The 16,877-nt window shown below is 65.1% G+C and carries 16 protein-coding genes; 1 reads left to right on the top strand and 15 read right to left on the bottom strand.

Going from position 1 to position 16,877, the window contains the following annotated elements; translation table 11 throughout:
• Positions 1-35: 35 nt before the first annotated feature.
• The 13 genes from lpdA to AX672_RS03390 all read right to left on the bottom strand — a co-directional run bounded on the left by lpdA (position 36) and on the right by AX672_RS03390 (position 13,855).
• On the bottom strand, positions 36-1,430 hold the full coding sequence (gene lpdA, locus AX672_RS03450) for a dihydrolipoyl dehydrogenase (RefSeq protein ID WP_066648282.1): 1,395 nt from the start codon (positions 1,428-1,430) through the stop codon (positions 36-38).
• A 17-nt stretch (positions 1,431-1,447) separates the two neighbouring features.
• Positions 1,448-1,942 (bottom strand): YfbM family protein, encoded by a 495-nt coding sequence (locus tag AX672_RS03445; RefSeq protein ID WP_066648257.1) that lies wholly within the window; start codon positions 1,940-1,942, stop codon positions 1,448-1,450.
• Positions 1,943-1,965: 23 nt separating this feature from the next.
• A complete protein-coding gene (gene odhB, locus AX672_RS03440; RefSeq protein WP_066648255.1) occupies positions 1,966-3,177 on the bottom strand; it encodes a 2-oxoglutarate dehydrogenase complex dihydrolipoyllysine-residue succinyltransferase in 1,212 nt (403 codons plus the stop codon).
• 4 nt (positions 3,178-3,181) lie between these two features.
• Positions 3,182-6,106, bottom strand: a complete 2,925-nt coding sequence (locus tag AX672_RS03435; protein ID WP_202189227.1) for a 2-oxoglutarate dehydrogenase E1 component — start codon at positions 6,104-6,106, stop codon at positions 3,182-3,184.
• Positions 6,107-6,252: 146 nt separating this feature from the next.
• Complete coding sequence (sucD, locus tag AX672_RS03430) at positions 6,253-7,137, bottom strand: succinate--CoA ligase subunit alpha (protein WP_066648251.1); 885 nt, start codon at positions 7,135-7,137, stop codon at positions 6,253-6,255.
• Between the two features lie 230 nt (positions 7,138-7,367).
• Complete coding sequence (gene mdh / locus AX672_RS03425; RefSeq protein ID WP_066648249.1) at positions 7,368-8,330, bottom strand: malate dehydrogenase; 963 nt, start codon at positions 8,328-8,330, stop codon at positions 7,368-7,370.
• Between the two features lie 140 nt (positions 8,331-8,470).
• The gene (locus AX672_RS03420; protein WP_066648246.1) at positions 8,471-8,764 is read right to left on the bottom strand and encodes a hypothetical protein; all 294 of its coding nucleotides are present in this window, start codon (positions 8,762-8,764) and stop codon (positions 8,471-8,473) included.
• Positions 8,761-9,090: a YbjQ family protein gene (locus AX672_RS03415; RefSeq protein ID WP_066648243.1), complete on the bottom strand. Its 330-nt coding sequence runs from the start codon at positions 9,088-9,090 to the stop codon at positions 8,761-8,763. The genes AX672_RS03420 and AX672_RS03415 overlap by 4 nt, the downstream gene beginning before the upstream one ends.
• A 67-nt stretch (positions 9,091-9,157) precedes the next feature.
• Positions 9,158-10,270, bottom strand: coding sequence for a cell division protein ZapE (gene zapE / locus AX672_RS03410; RefSeq protein WP_066648240.1), 1,113 nt, complete (start codon positions 10,268-10,270; stop codon positions 9,158-9,160).
• A 124-nt stretch (positions 10,271-10,394) separates the two neighbouring features.
• Entirely contained in the window at positions 10,395-10,853 is a 459-nt protein-coding gene (locus AX672_RS03405) for a PaaI family thioesterase (RefSeq protein WP_231731140.1), read from the bottom strand.
• A 17-nt stretch (positions 10,854-10,870) separates the two neighbouring features.
• Positions 10,871-11,656 (bottom strand): succinate dehydrogenase iron-sulfur subunit, encoded by a 786-nt coding sequence (locus tag AX672_RS03400; RefSeq protein WP_066648230.1) that lies wholly within the window; start codon positions 11,654-11,656, stop codon positions 10,871-10,873.
• Positions 11,657-11,775: 119 nt separating this feature from the next.
• Complete coding sequence (locus AX672_RS03395; RefSeq protein ID WP_202189225.1) at positions 11,776-13,314, bottom strand: hypothetical protein; 1,539 nt, start codon at positions 13,312-13,314, stop codon at positions 11,776-11,778.
• A 199-nt stretch (positions 13,315-13,513) separates the two neighbouring features.
• The gene (locus tag AX672_RS03390; RefSeq protein WP_202189224.1) at positions 13,514-13,855 is read right to left on the bottom strand and encodes a hypothetical protein; all 342 of its coding nucleotides are present in this window, start codon (positions 13,853-13,855) and stop codon (positions 13,514-13,516) included.
• A gap of 272 nt (positions 13,856-14,127) precedes the next feature.
• Here AX672_RS03390 and AX672_RS03385 point away from each other — a divergent pair, with 272 nt between their 5' ends.
• The gene (locus AX672_RS03385; protein ID WP_066648223.1) at positions 14,128-15,276 is read left to right on the top strand and encodes an alpha-hydroxy acid oxidase; all 1,149 of its coding nucleotides are present in this window, start codon (positions 14,128-14,130) and stop codon (positions 15,274-15,276) included.
• Between the two features lie 6 nt (positions 15,277-15,282).
• Here the strand turns inward: AX672_RS03385 and AX672_RS03380 are convergent, their stop codons facing one another.
• Together AX672_RS03380 and AX672_RS03375 are read right to left on the bottom strand one after the other, a co-directional pair.
• Positions 15,283-15,537, bottom strand: coding sequence for a GlsB/YeaQ/YmgE family stress response membrane protein (locus AX672_RS03380; protein WP_066648221.1), 255 nt, complete (start codon positions 15,535-15,537; stop codon positions 15,283-15,285).
• Between the two features lie 108 nt (positions 15,538-15,645).
• Entirely contained in the window at positions 15,646-16,644 is a 999-nt protein-coding gene (locus tag AX672_RS03375) for a C13 family peptidase (RefSeq protein ID WP_231731139.1), read from the bottom strand.
• Positions 16,645-16,877: the final 233 nt, after the last annotated feature.

Raw genomic sequence — 16,877 nt, 5'->3', positions numbered from 1 at the left:
TCCGGGGGCTGCCCGCGCGGTGGCCCCCGCCACTGTCAGATGTGGATCGGCTTGCCGGTCACGCCCATCGCCGCTTCCTTGAAGGCTTCGGCATGCGTCGGGTGGGCATGGCAGGTATAGGCGATGTCCTCGCTGGTCGCGCCGAATTCCATCGCTTGCGCGGCTTGCGCGATCATTGAGCCCGCAACCGACGCGATCATCCAGACGCCGAGTACGCGGTCGGTCTTGGCATCGGCGATGACCTTCACGAAGCCGTCAGGCTCGTGGTTGGTCTTGGCGCGGCTGTTGGCGAGCATCGGGAACTTGCCGACCTTGATCTCGCCGCGCTCCCTGGCGGCTTCCTCGGTCAGGCCGACCCCAGCGATTTCGGGCCAGGTGTAGACGACGCTCGGGATCACATCATGGTTCACGATGCCGGTGTGGCCGGCGATATTCTCGGCAACCGCAATGCCTTCATCCTCGGCCTTGTGCGCGAGCATCGGCCCCGGCACGACATCGCCGATCGCCCAGATGCCGGGGACATTGGTCTGGAAGCGGTGGTCGATTTCGATCTGGCCGCGCTTGTTCGGCGTGATGCCGGCGGCCTCAAGATTGAGCCCCTCGGTATTGGGGCGGCGACCGATCGAGACGAGGACGTGGGACGCCGCGATCGTCTCGGGCGTGCCGCCAGCGGCGGGTTCGACGGTGACGGTCGCCTTACCACCTTCGACAGCGACGCCGGTGACCTTGGTGGAGAGCTTGAACTCGATGCCCTGCTTCTTGAAGATCTTGTTCGATTCCTTGCGGACTTCGCCATCGAAGCCGGGCAGGATCTGGTCGAGAAATTCGACGCAGGTGACTTTCGCGCCGAGCCGCTTCCACACGCTGCCGAGCTCGAGCCCGATCACGCCGCCGCCGATGACGACGAGATGTTCGGGGACTTGCGGGAATTCGAGCGCGCCGGTGGAGGAGACGATGATCTGCTCGTCGATCGCGACGCCGGGCAGCGGAGTGACGCTCGAGCCCGTGGCGACGACGATGTTCTTGGCGCGGTAGCTGGTGCCCGCGACATCGACCGTGTCGGTGCCGGTGAAGCTGGCATGGCCCTTCAGCCAGTCGACCTTGTTCTTCTTGAGCAGAAAGGCGACGCCGCCGGTGAGCTGCTTGACCGCATCGAGCCGCTGCGCGTGGAGCGCCTCCATATCAAGCTCGACCGACCCGAGCTTGATGCCGAGCTTGGCGAGCGTGCCGTTGGCGGCGTCGTTGAAGAATTCGGATGCGTGCAGCATCGCCTTGGACGGAATGCAGCCGACGTTGAGGCAGGTGCCGCCGAGCGTCTCGCGGCTCTCGACGCAAGCGGTCTTCAGCCCGAGCTGCGCCGCGCGGATCGCCGCGACATAACCGCCGGGGCCGGCACCGATGATGAGGACGTCGTAGTCGTAGTCAGCCATTTTGGATTCCATCATGCTCAAGTAATGAGACCAAACGCATTTGCACCTTCGGCCGCAGCTCTGGTTACAAACGTCCTTAGTCGATCGATGTCTTCCATCAGAAACTGCAGGCCTTCTTCGCCTTCCTCTTCAAGTGCGTCTGCGATGTAAACATCTTCGCGCACCATCGCCGCCGCATCGTATCGCGCGGCGATTTCAGCATTACTCTGTGCCGAAAGAGTCCGGTCGAATTCGCCAATGAAGCGCTTTGGCACGAACCAAGCGGGGCCGTAACCATTATCGGGGCCGATCTCTTCGAAGGTGCCTATGATCAGGCTCAACGGGTCGTCGGTCGCGCCCGCCGATCCGGTCAAGAGAAAATGGACAGCGTGCCATTGCTTGTCGAGTTCCAGCGATCGCCCGGATTCATAGGCTTCTTCGCTGTTCACGAAATCGTACAAACCGGACGGATCGGCTCGAAGCGTCGCCACTTGTTCGTCGCTCGCCGTAGCGAGCACCCAGACCATGCCCATCGAGTGCCTCCTCAACGTTGCCGCTAGAGATCAATCAAAATCCGCGTCGGGTCTTCAATCGCGTTCTTCAGCGCCACCAGGAACGTCACGGCTTCGCGCCCGTCGATCAGGCGGTGGTCATAGCTGAGCGCCAAGTACATCATCGGGCGGATTACGATCTGGCCGTCGCGGACGACCGGGCGATCCTCGATGCGGTGGAGGCCCAGCACCGCCGACTGCGGCGGGTTGATGATCGGGGTCGACATCAGCGAACCGAACACGCCGCCGTTCGAGATGGTGAAGGTCCCACCCTTCATGTCGTCGAGCGTCAGCGTGCCGTCCTTGGCGCGCTTGCCGAAATCACCGATCTTCTTCTCGATCGCCGCGACCGAAAGCTGATCGGCGTCGCGCACCACCGGCACGACAAGGCCGGTCGGCCCCGACACCGCGACCGAGATGTCAGCATAGTCGTGATAGACGATTTCGTCGCCGTCGATCGAGGCATTGACAGCAGGGATGTCCTTGAGCGCAAGGCAGGCCGCCTTCACGAAAAAGCCCATGAAGCCGAGCCGGACGCCGTGCTTCCTTTCGAACAGGTCCTTGTACTTGGCGCGCGCCTCGATCACCGCCGTCATGTCGACGTCGTTGAAGGTGGTCAGCATCGCGGCGGTGTTCTGCGCTTCCTTCAGCCGCTTGGCGACGGTCTGGCGCAGCCGCGTCATCCGCACGCGCTCCTCGCGGCGTTCACCGGCAGGTGCCGCTGCAGGGGCGGGGCTCGGCGCGGGGGCGGGCGTCGGCGCGGGCGCAGGCTTGGCCGCCAGCACATCGTCCTTGGTCAGCCGCCCGTCCTTGCCGGTGCCGGTGACGGTCGAGGGATCGACGCCGGTTTCGAGCACCGCGCGCCGGACCGACGGCGACAGCGCAGCAGGCGCGGCGCCGCTGGCAGCGACGTCGCTCGCCGAGCGGGCGGGTTCGGGCTCGGCCACCTTCGCAGGCGCCTGAGCGGGCGCGGCAGCCGCGCCATCCTCGATCGTCGCGATCATCGCGCCGACCTGCACGGTGTCACCCACCGCAACAGCATGCGGCCCCATCACGCCAGCGGCAGGCGCGCCGACCTCGACCGAAACCTTGTCGGTCTCGAGGCTCGCCACGGGTTCGTCGAGCGCGACCGCGTCACCCGGCTGCTTGAGCCATTCGCCTAGAGTCGCTTCGGTGATCGATTCGCCCAGCACGGGCACTTTGACTTCGGTTGCCATTGGCTCAGCCTTTCCGGGTACGGCGGATTTCTTCGCGGACATTGTGGCCGAGCGCATCGGCGACGAGCGCGGCCTGCTCCATCTGGTGGCGCTTCATCAGGCCGGTGGCGGGCGATGCCGCCGCCGCGCGCCCGGCATAGCGCGGCCGCGTGACCGCGCTGCCCGCTTCAACCAGACATTCCTCGATGAAGGGCTCGACGAAGCTCCAGGCGCCATTGTTCTTCGGCTCTTCCTGTGCCCAGACGACCTCGCGGACATTGGTCATCCGCTTGAGCCGAGTCACGAGCGGCTCGCCGGGGAAGGGATAGAGCTGCTCGATCCGCACGATCGCGGTGTTCTTGTCTTCGGCCGCGTTGCGCGCTTCCATCAGGTCATAGGCAACCTTGCCGGTGCATAGCACCAGCCGGTGCACATCGGCGTCGGCGGGCGCCCAGGGATCGCTCAGGATCCGCATGAAGTGGCTGTCGCCCTGGAAGTCCGCCGCCTTCGACACCGCGAGCTTGTGGCGCAGCAGCGACTTGGGCGTAAAGATCACCAAGGGCTTGCGGAACGGCCGGTGCATCTGGCGGCGCAGCAGGTGGAAGTAGTTCGCCGGTGTCGTGCAATTGGCGACCTGCATATTGTCGCCCGCGCAAAGCTGCAGAAATCGCTCGGGCCGTGCCGAGCTATGCTCGGGCCCCTGCCCTTCATAACCGTGCGGCAGCAGCATCACGAGCCCGTTCGCGCGCAGCCACTTGGCTTCGCCTGCCGCGATGAACTGGTCGATCATGATCTGCGCGCCGTTCATGAAATCGCCGAACTGCGCTTCCCACAGCACGAGCGTCTTCGGGTCGGCGAGCGCATAGCCATATTCGAAGCCGAGCACGCCATATTCGGACAGCGGGCTGTCGAGCACTTCGAAATTGCCATGCTCGATCGTGCCGAGCGGGATGTATTTATGCTCGTCGGTCTGATCGACCCACACCGCGTGGCGCTGGCTGAAGGTGCCGCGACCCGAATCCTGCCCCGACAAGCGGACGCCATAGCCCTCCGACAGCAGCGACCCGAAGGCGAGCGCTTCGCCGGTCGCCCAGTCAAAGCCTTCGCCGCTCGTGAACATCGCGCGCTTGGCATCGATGACGCGCGCGAGCGTCTTGTGGATCTTGACGCTGTCCGGGACGGTGGTGAGCGTGCGACCGATCGCTTCAAACAGCTTGGGCTCGATGCCGGTTTCGACATTGCGCCGCGCGGTTTCGGGATCGGCGGGCGCGTGCAGCCCCGACCAGCGCCCGGCGAACCAATCGGCCTTGTTGGGCTTGTAGCTTGCGCCCGCATGGAATTCACCTTCGAGCAGGTCGGTGAAGGCCTTGATCTGGCCGTCGATCCACGCCTGGTCGACCACGCCCTGTTCGATCAGCTTCTTGCCATAGATTTCGCTGACCGGCGGATGCTGGCGGATGCGATCGTACATCAGCGGCTGGGTGAAGCTCGGCTCATCGCCTTCATTGTGGCCGAAGCGGCGATAGCACCACATGTCGATCACGATGTCGCGGTGGAAGCGCTGGCGGAACTCGATCGCCATCTTGCAGGCGAAGGTGACCGCCTCCGGATCGTCGCCATTGACGTGGAAGATCGGCGCCTGCACGCCCTTCGCCACATCGCTCGGATAGGGCGAGCTGCGCGCAAATTGGGGGCTGGTCGTAAAACCGATCTGGTTATTGATAATGAAGTGGAGGCAACCGCCGGTGTTATAGCCGCGAATGCCCGAAAAGCCGAGGCATTCCCAGACAATCCCCTGCCCCGCGAAGGCCGCGTCGCCATGGATCAGCACCGGCAGCGAACCGCTATGGTGCTCATCGCCCGCAATCGTCTGGATCGCACGCGTCTTGCCGAGCACCACCGGATCGGCCGCTTCAAGGTGTGACGGGTTGGCGACCAGCGACATGTGCACGCTGATCCCGTCGAATTCGCGGTCGGTGGATGTACCAAGGTGGTACTTCACGTCGCCCGATCCGCCGACATCCTCAGGGTTATCCGACCCGCCCGAAAATTCGTGGAAGATCACGCGGTAAGCCTTGGCCATCACATTCGCGAGCACGTTCAGCCGCCCGCGGTGCGCCATGCCGTACACGATCTCGCGCACGCCGTACTGGCCGCCGTATTTGATCACGCTTTCGAGCGCAGGAATCATGCTTTCGCCGCCGTCGAGCCCGAAGCGCTTGGTGCCGACATATTTCTTGCCGAGGAATTTCTCCCACTGCTCGGCTTCGATCACCTTGTTCAGGATCGCCTTCTTGCCTTCGGGGCTGAACTGGATGGCCTTGTCCTTGCCCTCCATCCGTTCCTGCAGGAAGCGTCGCTCCTCGACATCGGCGATGTGCATATATTCGAGGCCGACATTGCCGCAGTAATTGGCGCGCAGGATGTCGACGAGCTCGCGCACGGTCGCGGTCTCGAGCCCGAGCGCCCCGCCGATATAGACGGGCCGGTCGAGATCGGCGCCGGAAAAGCCGTGGTACTCGGGGGTCAGATCGGCGGGCAATTCCTGCTTGGTGAGGCCGAGCGGATCGAGATTGGCGGCAAGATGCCCGCGCACGCGATAGGTGCGGATCAGCATCATCGCGCGGATCGAATCGGCGGCGGCGCGGGTGACGTCGACTTGCGGGGCGGCGGGGGCAGCTGCGGGCTTGGCATCGCCCTTGGTCGGCTTGGGCGCGAGCGCCATCTGCGACGGATCGAGCGCGGCGGTCAGATCGTCGGTGTCGGTCGCGGGCCAATTCTTCGCCTGCCAGCTCGGGCCACTCGCCGCGCTCTCCAGCCCTTCGAAGAAACCGCGCCAGGCGGGTTCGACGCTGTCGGGTGCCGCTTGATAGCGTGCATAAAGCGAGTTGATGAACGCGGGGCTCACCGAGCCTGCAAGTGCTTCGAAATCCTGGCCTTCGTAGCCCATGATCATTCTCCAATCCCCTCTCCTGCAGGGAGAGGGAGGGGCCCGCCGCGTAAGCGGTGGGAGGGTGAGGGCGAGGTTGGCCCCGAAAGTCGCCCTCATCCGGCCCTTCGGGCCACCTTCTCCCAGTGGGAGAAGGATTTTTTCGCTTACCCCTTCAACACTTCCAGCAGCGTTTCGCCCAACAGGCTCGGGCTGGCCGCGACCTTGATGCCGGCGGCTTCCATTGCCGCAATCTTGTCTTCGGCGCCGCCTTGCCCGCCCGAGACGATCGCCCCGGCATGGCCCATGCGCCGCCCCGGGGGCGCGGTGCGGCCGGCGATGAAGCCTGCCATCGGCTTCTTGCGGCCGCGCTTGGCTTCGTCGCGCAGGAATTGCGCCGCTTCCTCTTCGGCCGAGCCGCCGATTTCGCCGATCATGATGATCGACTGCGTCGCCTCGTCGGCCAGGAACAGCTCAAGCACATCGATGAAATTGGTGCCGTTGACCGGATCGCCGCCGATGCCGACCGCGGTCGTCTGGCCGAGCCCGGCGTTCGAGGTCTGGAACACCGCCTCATAAGTCAGCGTGCCCGAGCGCGACACGACGCCGACCGAACCCTGTTTGAAGATGCTGCCCGGCATGATGCCGATCTTGCATTCATTGGGCGTCAGCACGCCGGGGCAGTTCGGCCCGATCAGCCGCGACTTGCTGCCCGACAGCGCGCGCTTGACCTTGACCATGTCGAGTACCGGAATGCCCTCGGTGATCGTCACGATCAGCGGCACTTCGGCATCGATCGCCTCAAGGATCGAGTCAGCGGCGAAGGGCGGCGGCACGTAGATGACGCTCGCGGTCGCGCCCGTCTTGGCGACCGCTTCCTCGACAGTGTTGAAGACCGGCAGACCGAGATGCTCGGTCCCACCCTTCCCCGGGGTGACACCGCCGACCATCTGCGTGCCGTAATCGAGCGCCGCCTTGGTGTGGAAGCTGCCGGTTTCGCCGGTCATCCCCTGCGTGATGACCTTGGTATTCTTGTCGACGAGGATGCTCATGGGTTCTCGTTCTTCTTTCCTACGTCACCCCGGCGTAGGCCGGGGACCAGTTGCTAGGCCAATGACTCGAACAGGTCGTTCCAGTCCGGATTATTGCTTTCGATCAGGCGCAATTTCCACTATCGCCGCCATTCCTTGATCTGCTTTTCGCGCCGGATTGTTTCAAATTTTCACATCATGCCGCGAACTGGACCCCGGCCTTCGCCGGGGTGACGTCCGCATGAGGCTGCTTACGCCAGCGAACCGTCAATCGCCTTGCACGCCACCAGCAATTCCTTGACCGCGTCGACCGAGACCTGGAAGTTGGCCTTGGCGGTGTCGTCCAGCTCGATTTCGACGATCTGTTCGGCACCGGCAGCGCCGATCACACAGGGCACGCCGACGTAAAGGTTGTCGACGCCATACTGGCCGGTCAGATGCACGGCCGCGGGCAGCAGGCGCTTCTGGTCGTAAAGATAGCTCTCGGCCATCGCGATCGCGCTGGTCGCGGGCGCATAGTATGCCGAGCCGGTCTTCAGCAGCGCGACGATCTCGCCACCGCCCGAGCGGGTGCGCTGGACGATCGCGTCGATCCGCTCCTGCGTCGAACGGCCCATCTTGATGAGGTCGGGGATCGGGATGCCCGCGACGGTCGAATATTGCGGCACCGGCACCATCGTGTCGCCGTGCCCGCCGAGCACGAAGCTCGTCACGTCCTTCACCGATACGTTGAATTCCTGCGCGAGGAAGGTCGAGAAGCGCGACGAGTCGAGCACGCCCGCCATGCCGACCACCTTCTGGTGCGGCAGGCCTGAAAATTCGCGCAGCGCCCACACCATCGCGTCGAGCGGGTTGGTGATGCAGATCACAAACGCGTCCGGCGCGTGCGCGGCAATGCCTTCGCCGACTGCCTTCATGACCTTCAGGTTGATGCCGAGCAGGTCATCGCGGCTCATGCCCGGCTTGCGGGCGACCCCGGCGGTGACGATGCAGACGTCGGCACCGGCGATGTCGGCATAATCATTGGTGCCGGTGATGCTGGCGTCGAAGCCTTCGACGGGGCCGCACTGCGACAGGTCGAGTGCCTTGCCCTGCGGCACGCCTTCGACCACGTCGAACAGGATGACGTCGCCGAGCCCCTTGAGTGCAGCGAGATGGGCGAGCGTGCCGCCGATGTTGCCGGCGCCAATCAGCGCGATCTTCTTGCGGGCCATCTTGTCTCCTTCACGCAAAGCGGGCCGCTTTCGACCCAACGGGCGGGAGGGGCTTAGGCTCTTTGACGAGGGAGAGCAACCGGGCAAAAGCGGACAGCGTCGCGCTTATTGCAATTGATTTTCAATAGCCAAAAATCGCGTCAGCCGCGTGCACTATCGTCCCGTACATAGCGGCGCTCGCCGGTTTCGGCATGAAACCACACGCGCACCGGCACCCCTTCTTCATCGATGAAGCGTTCGGCAGTTGCGCTCCATCCCGGGCCGGCGGGCGCGCGTCCGGCCGCGCCATAGCGCTGGCGTTCGAAGATGATGCCACCGACCAGCAGGACGCTCATCAGCAGCATCGGCCATCCGGCGGGGTCGCGCAGCACGACGATCGCCGCCGACACCATCAGCAGCAACGCGACCGCCAGCACGATGTTGCGCAGGATCATGGCGCGGGCGGAGGATCGAGGATCACGGCAGTGCCATAGGCGACGACCTCGTTCATCGCCTGCGCGATTTCGCCCGAATCGAACCGCATCATCACCACGGCATTGGCGCCCATCAGCACCGCATTCTGGACCATCCGGTCGATCGCGTGCCGCCGCGTCTCTTCGACAAGCCGCGTATATTCGGGAATCTCGCCGCCGACGATCGAACGCAGCCCGGCGGTGATGTTGCCGCCGATGCCGCGGCTGCGCACGACAACGCCGAACACCTGGCCGAGCACGGCCTTGACCGTATGGCCCGTCACATTTTCGGTGGTGGTCACCAGCATTGCCCTGCCCTCCTGTTACGGTCGACCATAGCCGCGATCAGGGGAGGAAACTACCGCGATCGGTGAGTCACTGCGCGCCGTGACCACGCGCGCGGTAATCGTCCGACTGCATTTCCTTCAGCCGACTGACCGTGCGCTCAAACTCGAATGCGCCATCGCCGCGCGTGTAGAGCACTTCGGGCGCGGCATCGGCGGCGGCGATCAGCTTGACGCTATTCTCGTACAATGCGTCGATCAGCGTGACGAAGCGTGATGCTTCGTTGCGGTTCTCCGGCCCCAGCCGGGGAATGCCGACGAGGAACACCGTGTGGTATCGCCGCGCGACCGCGAGATAATCGGTGGCGCCGCGCGCTTCGCCGCACAGCTTGCGGAAGCTGAAGACGGCGACGCCTTTCAGGCTCTTGGGCACATGCAACGTCCGCCCGCCGCCGAGCGGCAAATCCTCGGCGGGCACCTTGGCGCGATCCTCGACCGGATAGTCGGTCATGCGGAAAAAGGCGTCGGACAGTGCCTTGGTCGCCTCGGGGCCGTTGGGGACGTGCCACATCGTCATGCTGCCGAGCCGGTCGAGTCGGTAATCGGTCGGGCCGTTCAGGGGCAGCACGTCCATCTTCTGGCCGATCAGCGCGATGAAGGGCAGGAAATGCTCGCGGTTGAGCCCGTCCTTGTAGAGGTCGGACGGTGGTCGATTGCTGGTCGCAACCACCGTCAGCCCGCGCGCCCACATTGCCGTGAACAGCCGCGACAGGATCATCGCATCGGCCGAATTGTTCACCACCATCTCGTCGAACGCGATCAGCCGCGATTCGCCGACCATCGCGGTTGCGACCGGTACGATCGGGTCGCCGGCTTCCTTCTTGCGCTCCTCGGCGAGGCGCTGGTGCACTTCGATCATGAATTCGTGGAAGTGCACGCGGCGCTTGCGGCGGATGTCGAGGCAGCTGAAGAACAGGTCCATCAGCATCGACTTGCCGCGCCCAACGCCGCCCCACAGATAGACCCCGCGCGGCGGATCGGGCAGCCGCCCGAGCGCGCGCCACAGCACCGATCCGCGCTTGGGCGTCGCCTCCAGCTCAGTGGCGAGCGCGGCGAGCTTCATTGCGGCGGCGGCCTGTTCGGGATCGGGGCGGAGTTCGCCCGCCTCGACCAGCGCGCGGTAGCGATCGAAAACGAAGGTCATCGTGCGATCGACCGTGCATCCCTCATTGCGAGCGCAGCGAAGCGATCCAGAGCGTCCCGCCCGTGGCCCTGGATTGCTTCGCTGCGCTCGCAATGACGGAGGTTGGAGTGGAAGCGCAAGTTCATCATCGCGCCGATGGCTTGCGGATGGTCGCGCTGAAACTCAAGACCACTTCCTCGCCATCGCCCATCGGTTGCACCACCAGCCCGCGCAGGAACAGCAGCCGCCCGGTCTCGCGCAGCAGCTCGACCCGCGCCTCGACGGCCGCGTCAACCTCGGCGCGGCCGATGAACTGCGCCGACAGGTCGAGCGTCACTGCCGTCCCCGCCTCGATCAGGCCAAAGCCGCGCGACGCGGCAAAGATCGCCATGTCGACGAAACTGAGCAGCGCCCCGCCGTGCATCTTGCCGCTGAGGTTCGAATGCAGGTGGCGCGGCGTCATCCGCACCCGCGCGGTGCCGTCGTCCACTTTCAGCAGGAACGGCCCGAACAGGCTGTTGAAGCGCGTCGGGTCCTTCAGGTCCCACGTCATCCAGCCAGGATGATCGGGCGACTCGCGGTAAGTGAAAGGGGGCGCGCTCAAGGCGGATCAGCGCCGGGTCAGATCGCGCGCTCGATTTCCATCTTCTTGATCTCGGCAATCGCCTTCGCCGGGTTCAGGCCCTTCGGGCACACGTTCGCGCAGTTCATGATCGTGTGGCAGCGATAGAGCCGGAACGGATCCTCGAGCTCGTCGAGCCGCTCGCCGGTCATCTCGTCGCGGCTGTCGGCGAGCCAGCGATAGGCCTGGAGCAGGATCGCGGGGCCGAGGAACTTGTCGCTGTTCCACCAATAGCTGGGGCACGACGTCGAGCAGCAGGCGCACAGGATGCACTCATACAGCCCGTCGAGCTTGGCGCGATCCTCAGGCGACTGGAGTCGTTCCTTGCCCGCAGGCGCAGGCGTCACCGTCTGCAGCCACGGCTTGATCGAGGCATATTGCGCGTAGAAATGCGTGAAATCGGGCACGAGGTCCTTGATCACGTCCATGTGCGGCAGCGGGGTGATGCGGACATCGCCCTTCACATCCTCGATCGCCTTGGTGCAGGCGAGCGTGTTGGTGCCGTCGATGTTCATCGAGCACGACCCGCAAATCCCTTCGCGGCACGAACGGCGGAAAGTGAGCGTCGAATCCTGCTCGGCCTTCATCTTGATGAGCGCATCCAGCACCATCGGCCCGCAATCGTCGAGGTCGATCTCGAAATTGTCGTAGCGCGGGTTTTCGCCGCTATCGGGGTCGTAGCGATAGATTTTGAACTTCTTGATGCGCTTGGCTTCCCCGCTTGCCTTGTGGCTCTTGCCCTCCGGCTTGATCTTGCTGTTGGCGGGGAGAAAAAACTCGGCCATTCGTCCATCATCCTGTGGTGCGGCGCGGTGGCCCGCGCGGTCGTGACCGGCGATACATGACCCGGCGCGCGCTTTCAAACCCTGAACTTTGGAATGTAGCGCGCGCCGGGCTGTGGCGATCAGATGATCTCCTCCTGATCCATCATGAACGGCTTGCCGGGGGTGGGCGCGCGGGACCCGAACAGCACATCCACCGGCCCTGAAGGCGCCACAAAGGGATAGAGTTCGCCGCTCGGGCGCGCAGGGCGCGGATTGACGGCATAGGTCAGTATCGCCTTGCCGTTGAAATCCATGATCGAGATGAAGGGCGTATTGACCGCGCGACCCGCGCCATTTCCGCCATAGCCCGCCTGATTATAGGACACCGAACCGGCGACCGGATCGACCATCCGACTGTCGGTGAAGCTATATTGCACGTCCCCCGTCGGCCAGGCGAAGGTGACGCGGTGGTCGCCCCGGCTGACCAGCCACAGGTCATCCGACGCCGTTGCCGTCGCGTTGACATAGGCAAAGGCCGGATTGCGCCCCGCCGCGAAGCTGAACAGCGGAATTGCCGAGACAGTCTTGCCCACCGGCGACGACGGGAACACGAGGCCCTGCACGTTGAACCCGCGCACCGTCCCGTCCATCGTCGCCACGAAGGCGCGGCTGCGGGCGAGATAACGTTCCGGCGCGGTGCCCGACCACGGCTCGCTTGGACTGCGCCGGACATACTCAAAATACTCCTCGCTACGGGTGTTGATATAGCCTTTGGCCATCACACCGGCGCTGACGCTTGTCGGCTGCGCCACGTTGAGTGTCGTGGTCACCACCGGCCGCTGATCAGGCTCGGCAGCAAAGCTGAACGGGAATTTTGCGCCATCGGTCAGCGAGACATCGAGGGTGCGGTTGAAGCTTGCCTGCGTGGTCAGGTAGAGGCTTCGGTAGAACTGGTAGAGGGGGGTCATGTCGACGAAGCTGACCTTGCCCTCCGCGCGCGAGGCGACCACGGCATAGCCGCCCGAGGCGAGCTGGTGCCATTGTACTTCCCCCGCCGGATAGACCGGATTCACGCCGCGCCACAGATCGCGCGCCGATTGCAACGACAGGTCGCCGCGGGCAGGGGCGTCATTGTCGCTATAGCCGCGCGGGTTCTGAAGGTAGAGATTGTTCGACACATCCAGACTGGTCGGCGCGGCAAAGGGCAGGTCGACGAAACCCAGAAGCTTCATCCCCCGGTTGGTCCACGCCCCCGGCGTGCCCCAGTACCAGCGGGTGTTGGGCGTCTGGCTCGGACTGCCGACCGCCATCTGGCGCGGTCGCAGCGCGATGAAGGCGAGCTTGCCGGTCACCGTGTTGGTGTCCCAGACGGCCACCACCAGAAACTCATTGTACGGGGTCACGGCCATGGCGGTCGGCACCATGCCGGCGGGAAGCCGCAGCGCGCTTGTATTGAAGAATTCCGGGCCGCTGTTGCCAAGCACGATCGGTGCGATGGTGCCGTCCCGGAAAGCAGCGAAGCTGATCTGGCTGGCATTCGCCCGTCCGCGCGCGATGGCGACGGGCACCAGCGGCAGATCGGCACGGGTCGCGGCGAGCGCGCGGACTTCGGGCTGCGCGGGCGTCGCGATGTTGCCTCGGTTCCACCAGTCGTAATTCCACGACGCGATCATCCGCATGCACAGCCCCCCGGTGTTGAACACCGCGCCGTCGGCTCCCCGGGTATTGCTGATGCCGTATTTGTAATCGGGATCATTGGGATTGTCGGGCAGGAACAGATGCTGGCCACCGACGAGCCATCCGGCGCCTTGCAGGCCGAGGGCGGCTTCTTCCTGATCGCTGCGCGGCTGCTGGCTGGGCGGCAGGCACTTCTCGCGCTCACCGGGATTGTTGAGCGGCTGCGTGCCATAGGACCAGAGTCCCTGCCGTCGGGCCGAGCCGGTACTCCATGATCTCCGGGCTGTTGTAATTGGCCGCCACGCGGCGATATTCGGCGGCGTCGATCGTGCCGCCGGGCGCGATAATCAATTCCTCCCACTTGCCGATGCGAATGCGCTTGCGGGCATCGCCGATCAGCGGCGTCGTCGCCGTCGGCGTCGGGCTGGCGGTCGGCTGCGTCGTGGCGAACCCCAACGCCGCAGCCAAGTCGCCACCGGATCCACAACCGCCGAGTGCAGCGCAGGCCGCTAGCGCGAGCCAATATGCCGGTCGTTTGGCCAAGCGATCTAGCCTGCGACGATCCCGCTGCATCATGTGTCTCCCCAACTTGGACAACGAACCGCCTGCGCGGCGCCGACCGAACGAAGGGCCGCCCGGCGAGTCCCGATGAAGCGCCCGCTACATTAATGAACTCGCAAAGAATGCGGTTACCGGGGTCGCTCGCCGACGGCAGGACCAGAACGGGCAATCGGCGCACGTCCGCACTCGCGACAGCGGCTGGCGCGCGCGACCATCGCCTTGCCCGATCGCGCAACTCCGCCTAGCCACGCGGGATGCGGCTCGACCAATGCCATAATGTCGATGACTTCCGGCGGCTCGCCCGCGCGCGGCTGCCGGGGCCGGTGTTCCATTATATCGACGGGGCCGCCGACGACGAGGTGACGCGGCGCCGCAACACCGCTGCCTACGAGCGCTGCGACCTCGTCCCCAATGTGCTCGCGGGCGTGGCCGAGATCGACATGAGCGTCGAGGTAATGGGCAAGCGCATCGCGATGCCGCTGTTCCTGTCGCCCACCGCGCTGCAACGGCTGTTTCACTGGCGCGGCGAGCGCGCGGTGGCGGCGGCGGCGCAGAAATTCGACACCTGGTTCGGCATTTCATCGCTGGCGACGGTTGGCATCGAGGAAATCGGCCGCACGATTGCTTCGCCCAAGCTGTTCCAGCTCTATGTCCATAAGGACAAGGGGCTGAATGCGGCCATGATCGCCGCGTGCAAGGCGGCCAGCTTCGACGCGATCGCCCTGACGGTCGACACGATCGTCGGGGGAAATCGCGAGCGGTGCCTGCGCACCGGCTTCACGTCGCCGCCGCGGATCACGCCGTCGTCGGCGCTCAGCTTCGCGCTGCACCCGCGCTGGACGCTCGACTATCTGTTGCGCGAGCCGTTCGAGCTGTCGAACCTTAAGGATCACCTCGACGAAGGGTCGCGCAAGGCGATGTCGATCGGCGACTATTTCACCAGGATGCTCGACCAGTCGCTCGACTGGAAAACCGCCGAGGCAATCCGCGCCGATTGGGGCGGGCAATTCTGCCTGAAGGGCATCATGTCGGTCGAGGATGCGCGGCGCGCGGTCGATATCGGCGCGACGGCGATCATGGTGTCGAACCACGGCGGGCGGCAATTGGACGGCAGCCGCGCGCCGTTCGACCAGCTTGCCGAGATCGTCGATGCGGTCGGCGACCGGATCGACGTGATCTGCGACGGCGGCATTACCCGCGGCAGCCATGTGCTGAAGGCGCTGAGCGTCGGCGCCAAGGCCTGTTCGGGCGGGCGGCTCTATCTCTATGCGCTCGCCGCCGCCGGCCAGGCCGGAGTCGAGCGGGCGCTTGGCAATTTGCGCGCCGAGATCGAGCGCGACATGAAGCTGATGGGCGCGCGCCGGGTCAGCGACCTGACGCGCGCCAATCTGCGATGGCGCTGACGCCGGTTACAGGATGCCGAGCTGGCGGCCGATGAAGATCAGCACCAGCGTGCCGATGATCGAAAGGAAAATCCCCGCCGGCTTGGGCGAGAACATGTCCTTTTCCTTGGTGAACATGCCGCCGATCATGCCGCCAGCGTAGGAACCGGCGATGCCGAGCAGCGCCGCGACGATCCAGTTGATGTTCTGATTGCCCGGATAGAGCCAGGCCGCGAGCAGACCGACGATCAGGCCGGTCAGCAGCATCCACACATATTTCATGATTCGCACTCCCCGCTGTGATGCGCGTTGTTTCGGCGACGTCATGACATCGCGCAAGGAGACAAATGCGCGAACGCCGGCGCGGTTCCCCGATAAAGCGCCGCGCGCCTAACGGCGGTCGAGCAATGTCACGGCGGGCACCCCGACCGGCGCCGTCGCGGCCTTGGGCGTGCGCTTGTCGAGCGCGGCCAGCCATTGCTTTGCCCGGTCGCCGATGAAGCTCTGCGGCAGCGACGGCGTGAGATTGCCCTTGGCTTCCCATTCGCTCACCAGCCGCGCCGCTTCGCTTGCCGCGACATCGAGCGGCTGGGCCTTGCGCAGCGCATGGTTGATCAGCGCGTCGCCGAAGAAGGTCCAGTCGCTGTCGGCCTGACAGCCGAACGAGGTGCGGTCGCCGACCGAGGCGGTCAGCACCGCGCTGTCGTCATCGGCGAGCGCGGGGACGAAGCTGCCCGAATAGCAGGCGCTCACCATAACCAGCCGCCGCTTGATGCCGAGCCGGTCGAACAGCGCCGCAAGCCGCGCCGGGCTGACGACGCCAAAACCATTGTCGCCGTCGTTATAGACGACGCCGATCCGCGCGCCGTGGCTCGTCGTATAGAGCACGACCACGTCTTCGCGCTTGTCCATCAGTTCGGCGATGCGCGCAAGGACGAGCCCGAGATGCGCCGGGCTGCCGCGCGGCAGATCGGCACCGCCCCTGCCGTCCGGACCCGCCAAGGTGATCGTGCGGCCAGCAGCATCATAGCGGCGCGCGAGCACCCGCCCCGCCTCGCGCGCCTCGCGCGAGAATTCGCCATCGCTGTCGAGCGCGACCGTGACGACATAGGCATCGACGACGCCCTTGCGCTGCGGCGCGAGACTGGCGAGCGCGCGGTCGAGCCGGCGATGCTCGGCAAGCTCGTCCACGGGGTCGCGGTGATGCTCGACTTCGGTCCCGCCGTCCGAATAGCGGGTGACTTCTTCCGGCGTCATCGCATTGAAGAAGGGCGCGGGCGGACCATGCTCCGGCGGCTTGCGCGGCGCTTGCTGCGGCGTCGCGGGGACGACCGCGACCGTGACGAAGAAAGCGCTGAGGAAGATACGCAGATACGGCAGTGCGGCCAAGTCGTGTCCCCGGGTTGCGATACCGAGTGTCGGGCGCGCGGCGGGGGGATGTCAACGGGCGCATTGGACTTCCACCGGATCAATCCGGGAAAAATGGCCCGCGTGAATCGGCGCCGATCAGCACCAAGTCTCGGGCGACACTAGACGCCGTAACGCTTACGCCCGCTGCTGGTGATGCAATAACGGCCTCCGCGCGGACCGACACACACTCGTCCACCGTTGCACGGGCAATC

This window comes from Sphingomonas sp. CCH10-B3 (assembly GCF_001556185.1).
Lineage (GTDB): Bacteria > Pseudomonadota > Alphaproteobacteria > Sphingomonadales > Sphingomonadaceae > Sphingomonas > Sphingomonas aquatica.
The sequence above is the reverse complement of the archived record's forward strand: the minus strand, read 5'-3'. Positions and strand labels throughout refer to the sequence as shown.

What these genes read in the sequence shown, in the direction of transcription:
- AX672_RS03435 (WP_202189227.1), bottom strand. Translation starts at nt 6,106, where the DNA reads ATGGGCTACGAAGGCCAGGATTTCGAAGCACTTGCAGGCTCGGTGAGC.
- AX672_RS03445 (WP_066648257.1), bottom strand. Translation starts at nt 1,942, where the DNA reads ATGGGCATGGTCTGGGTGCTCGCTACGGCGAGCGACGAACAAGTGGCG.
- AX672_RS03420 (WP_066648246.1), bottom strand. Translation starts at nt 8,764, where the DNA reads ATGATCCTGCGCAACATCGTGCTGGCGGTCGCGTTGCTGCTGATGGTG.
- AX672_RS03415 (WP_066648243.1), bottom strand. Translation starts at nt 9,090, where the DNA reads ATGCTGGTGACCACCACCGAAAATGTGACGGGCCATACGGTCAAGGCC.
- odhB (WP_066648255.1), bottom strand. Translation starts at nt 3,177, where the DNA reads ATGGCAACCGAAGTCAAAGTGCCCGTGCTGGGCGAATCGATCACCGAA.
- AX672_RS03400 (WP_066648230.1), bottom strand. Translation starts at nt 11,656, where the DNA reads ATGGCCGAGTTTTTTCTCCCCGCCAACAGCAAGATCAAGCCGGAGGGC.
- lpdA (WP_066648282.1), bottom strand. Translation starts at nt 1,430, where the DNA reads ATGGCTGACTACGACTACGACGTCCTCATCATCGGTGCCGGCCCCGGC.
- AX672_RS03395 (WP_202189225.1), bottom strand. Translation starts at nt 13,314, where the DNA reads ATGCGGATGATCGCGTCGTGGAATTACGACTGGTGGAACCGAGGCAAC.
- sucD (WP_066648251.1), bottom strand. Translation starts at nt 7,137, where the DNA reads ATGAGCATCCTCGTCGACAAGAATACCAAGGTCATCACGCAGGGGATG.
- AX672_RS03385 (WP_066648223.1), top strand. Translation starts at nt 14,128, where the DNA reads ATGCGGCTCGACCAATGCCATAATGTCGATGACTTCCGGCGGCTCGCC.
- mdh (WP_066648249.1), bottom strand. Translation starts at nt 8,330, where the DNA reads ATGGCCCGCAAGAAGATCGCGCTGATTGGCGCCGGCAACATCGGCGGC.
- zapE (WP_066648240.1), bottom strand. Translation starts at nt 10,270, where the DNA reads ATGACCTTCGTTTTCGATCGCTACCGCGCGCTGGTCGAGGCGGGCGAA.
- AX672_RS03380 (WP_066648221.1), bottom strand. Translation starts at nt 15,537, where the DNA reads ATGAAATATGTGTGGATGCTGCTGACCGGCCTGATCGTCGGTCTGCTC.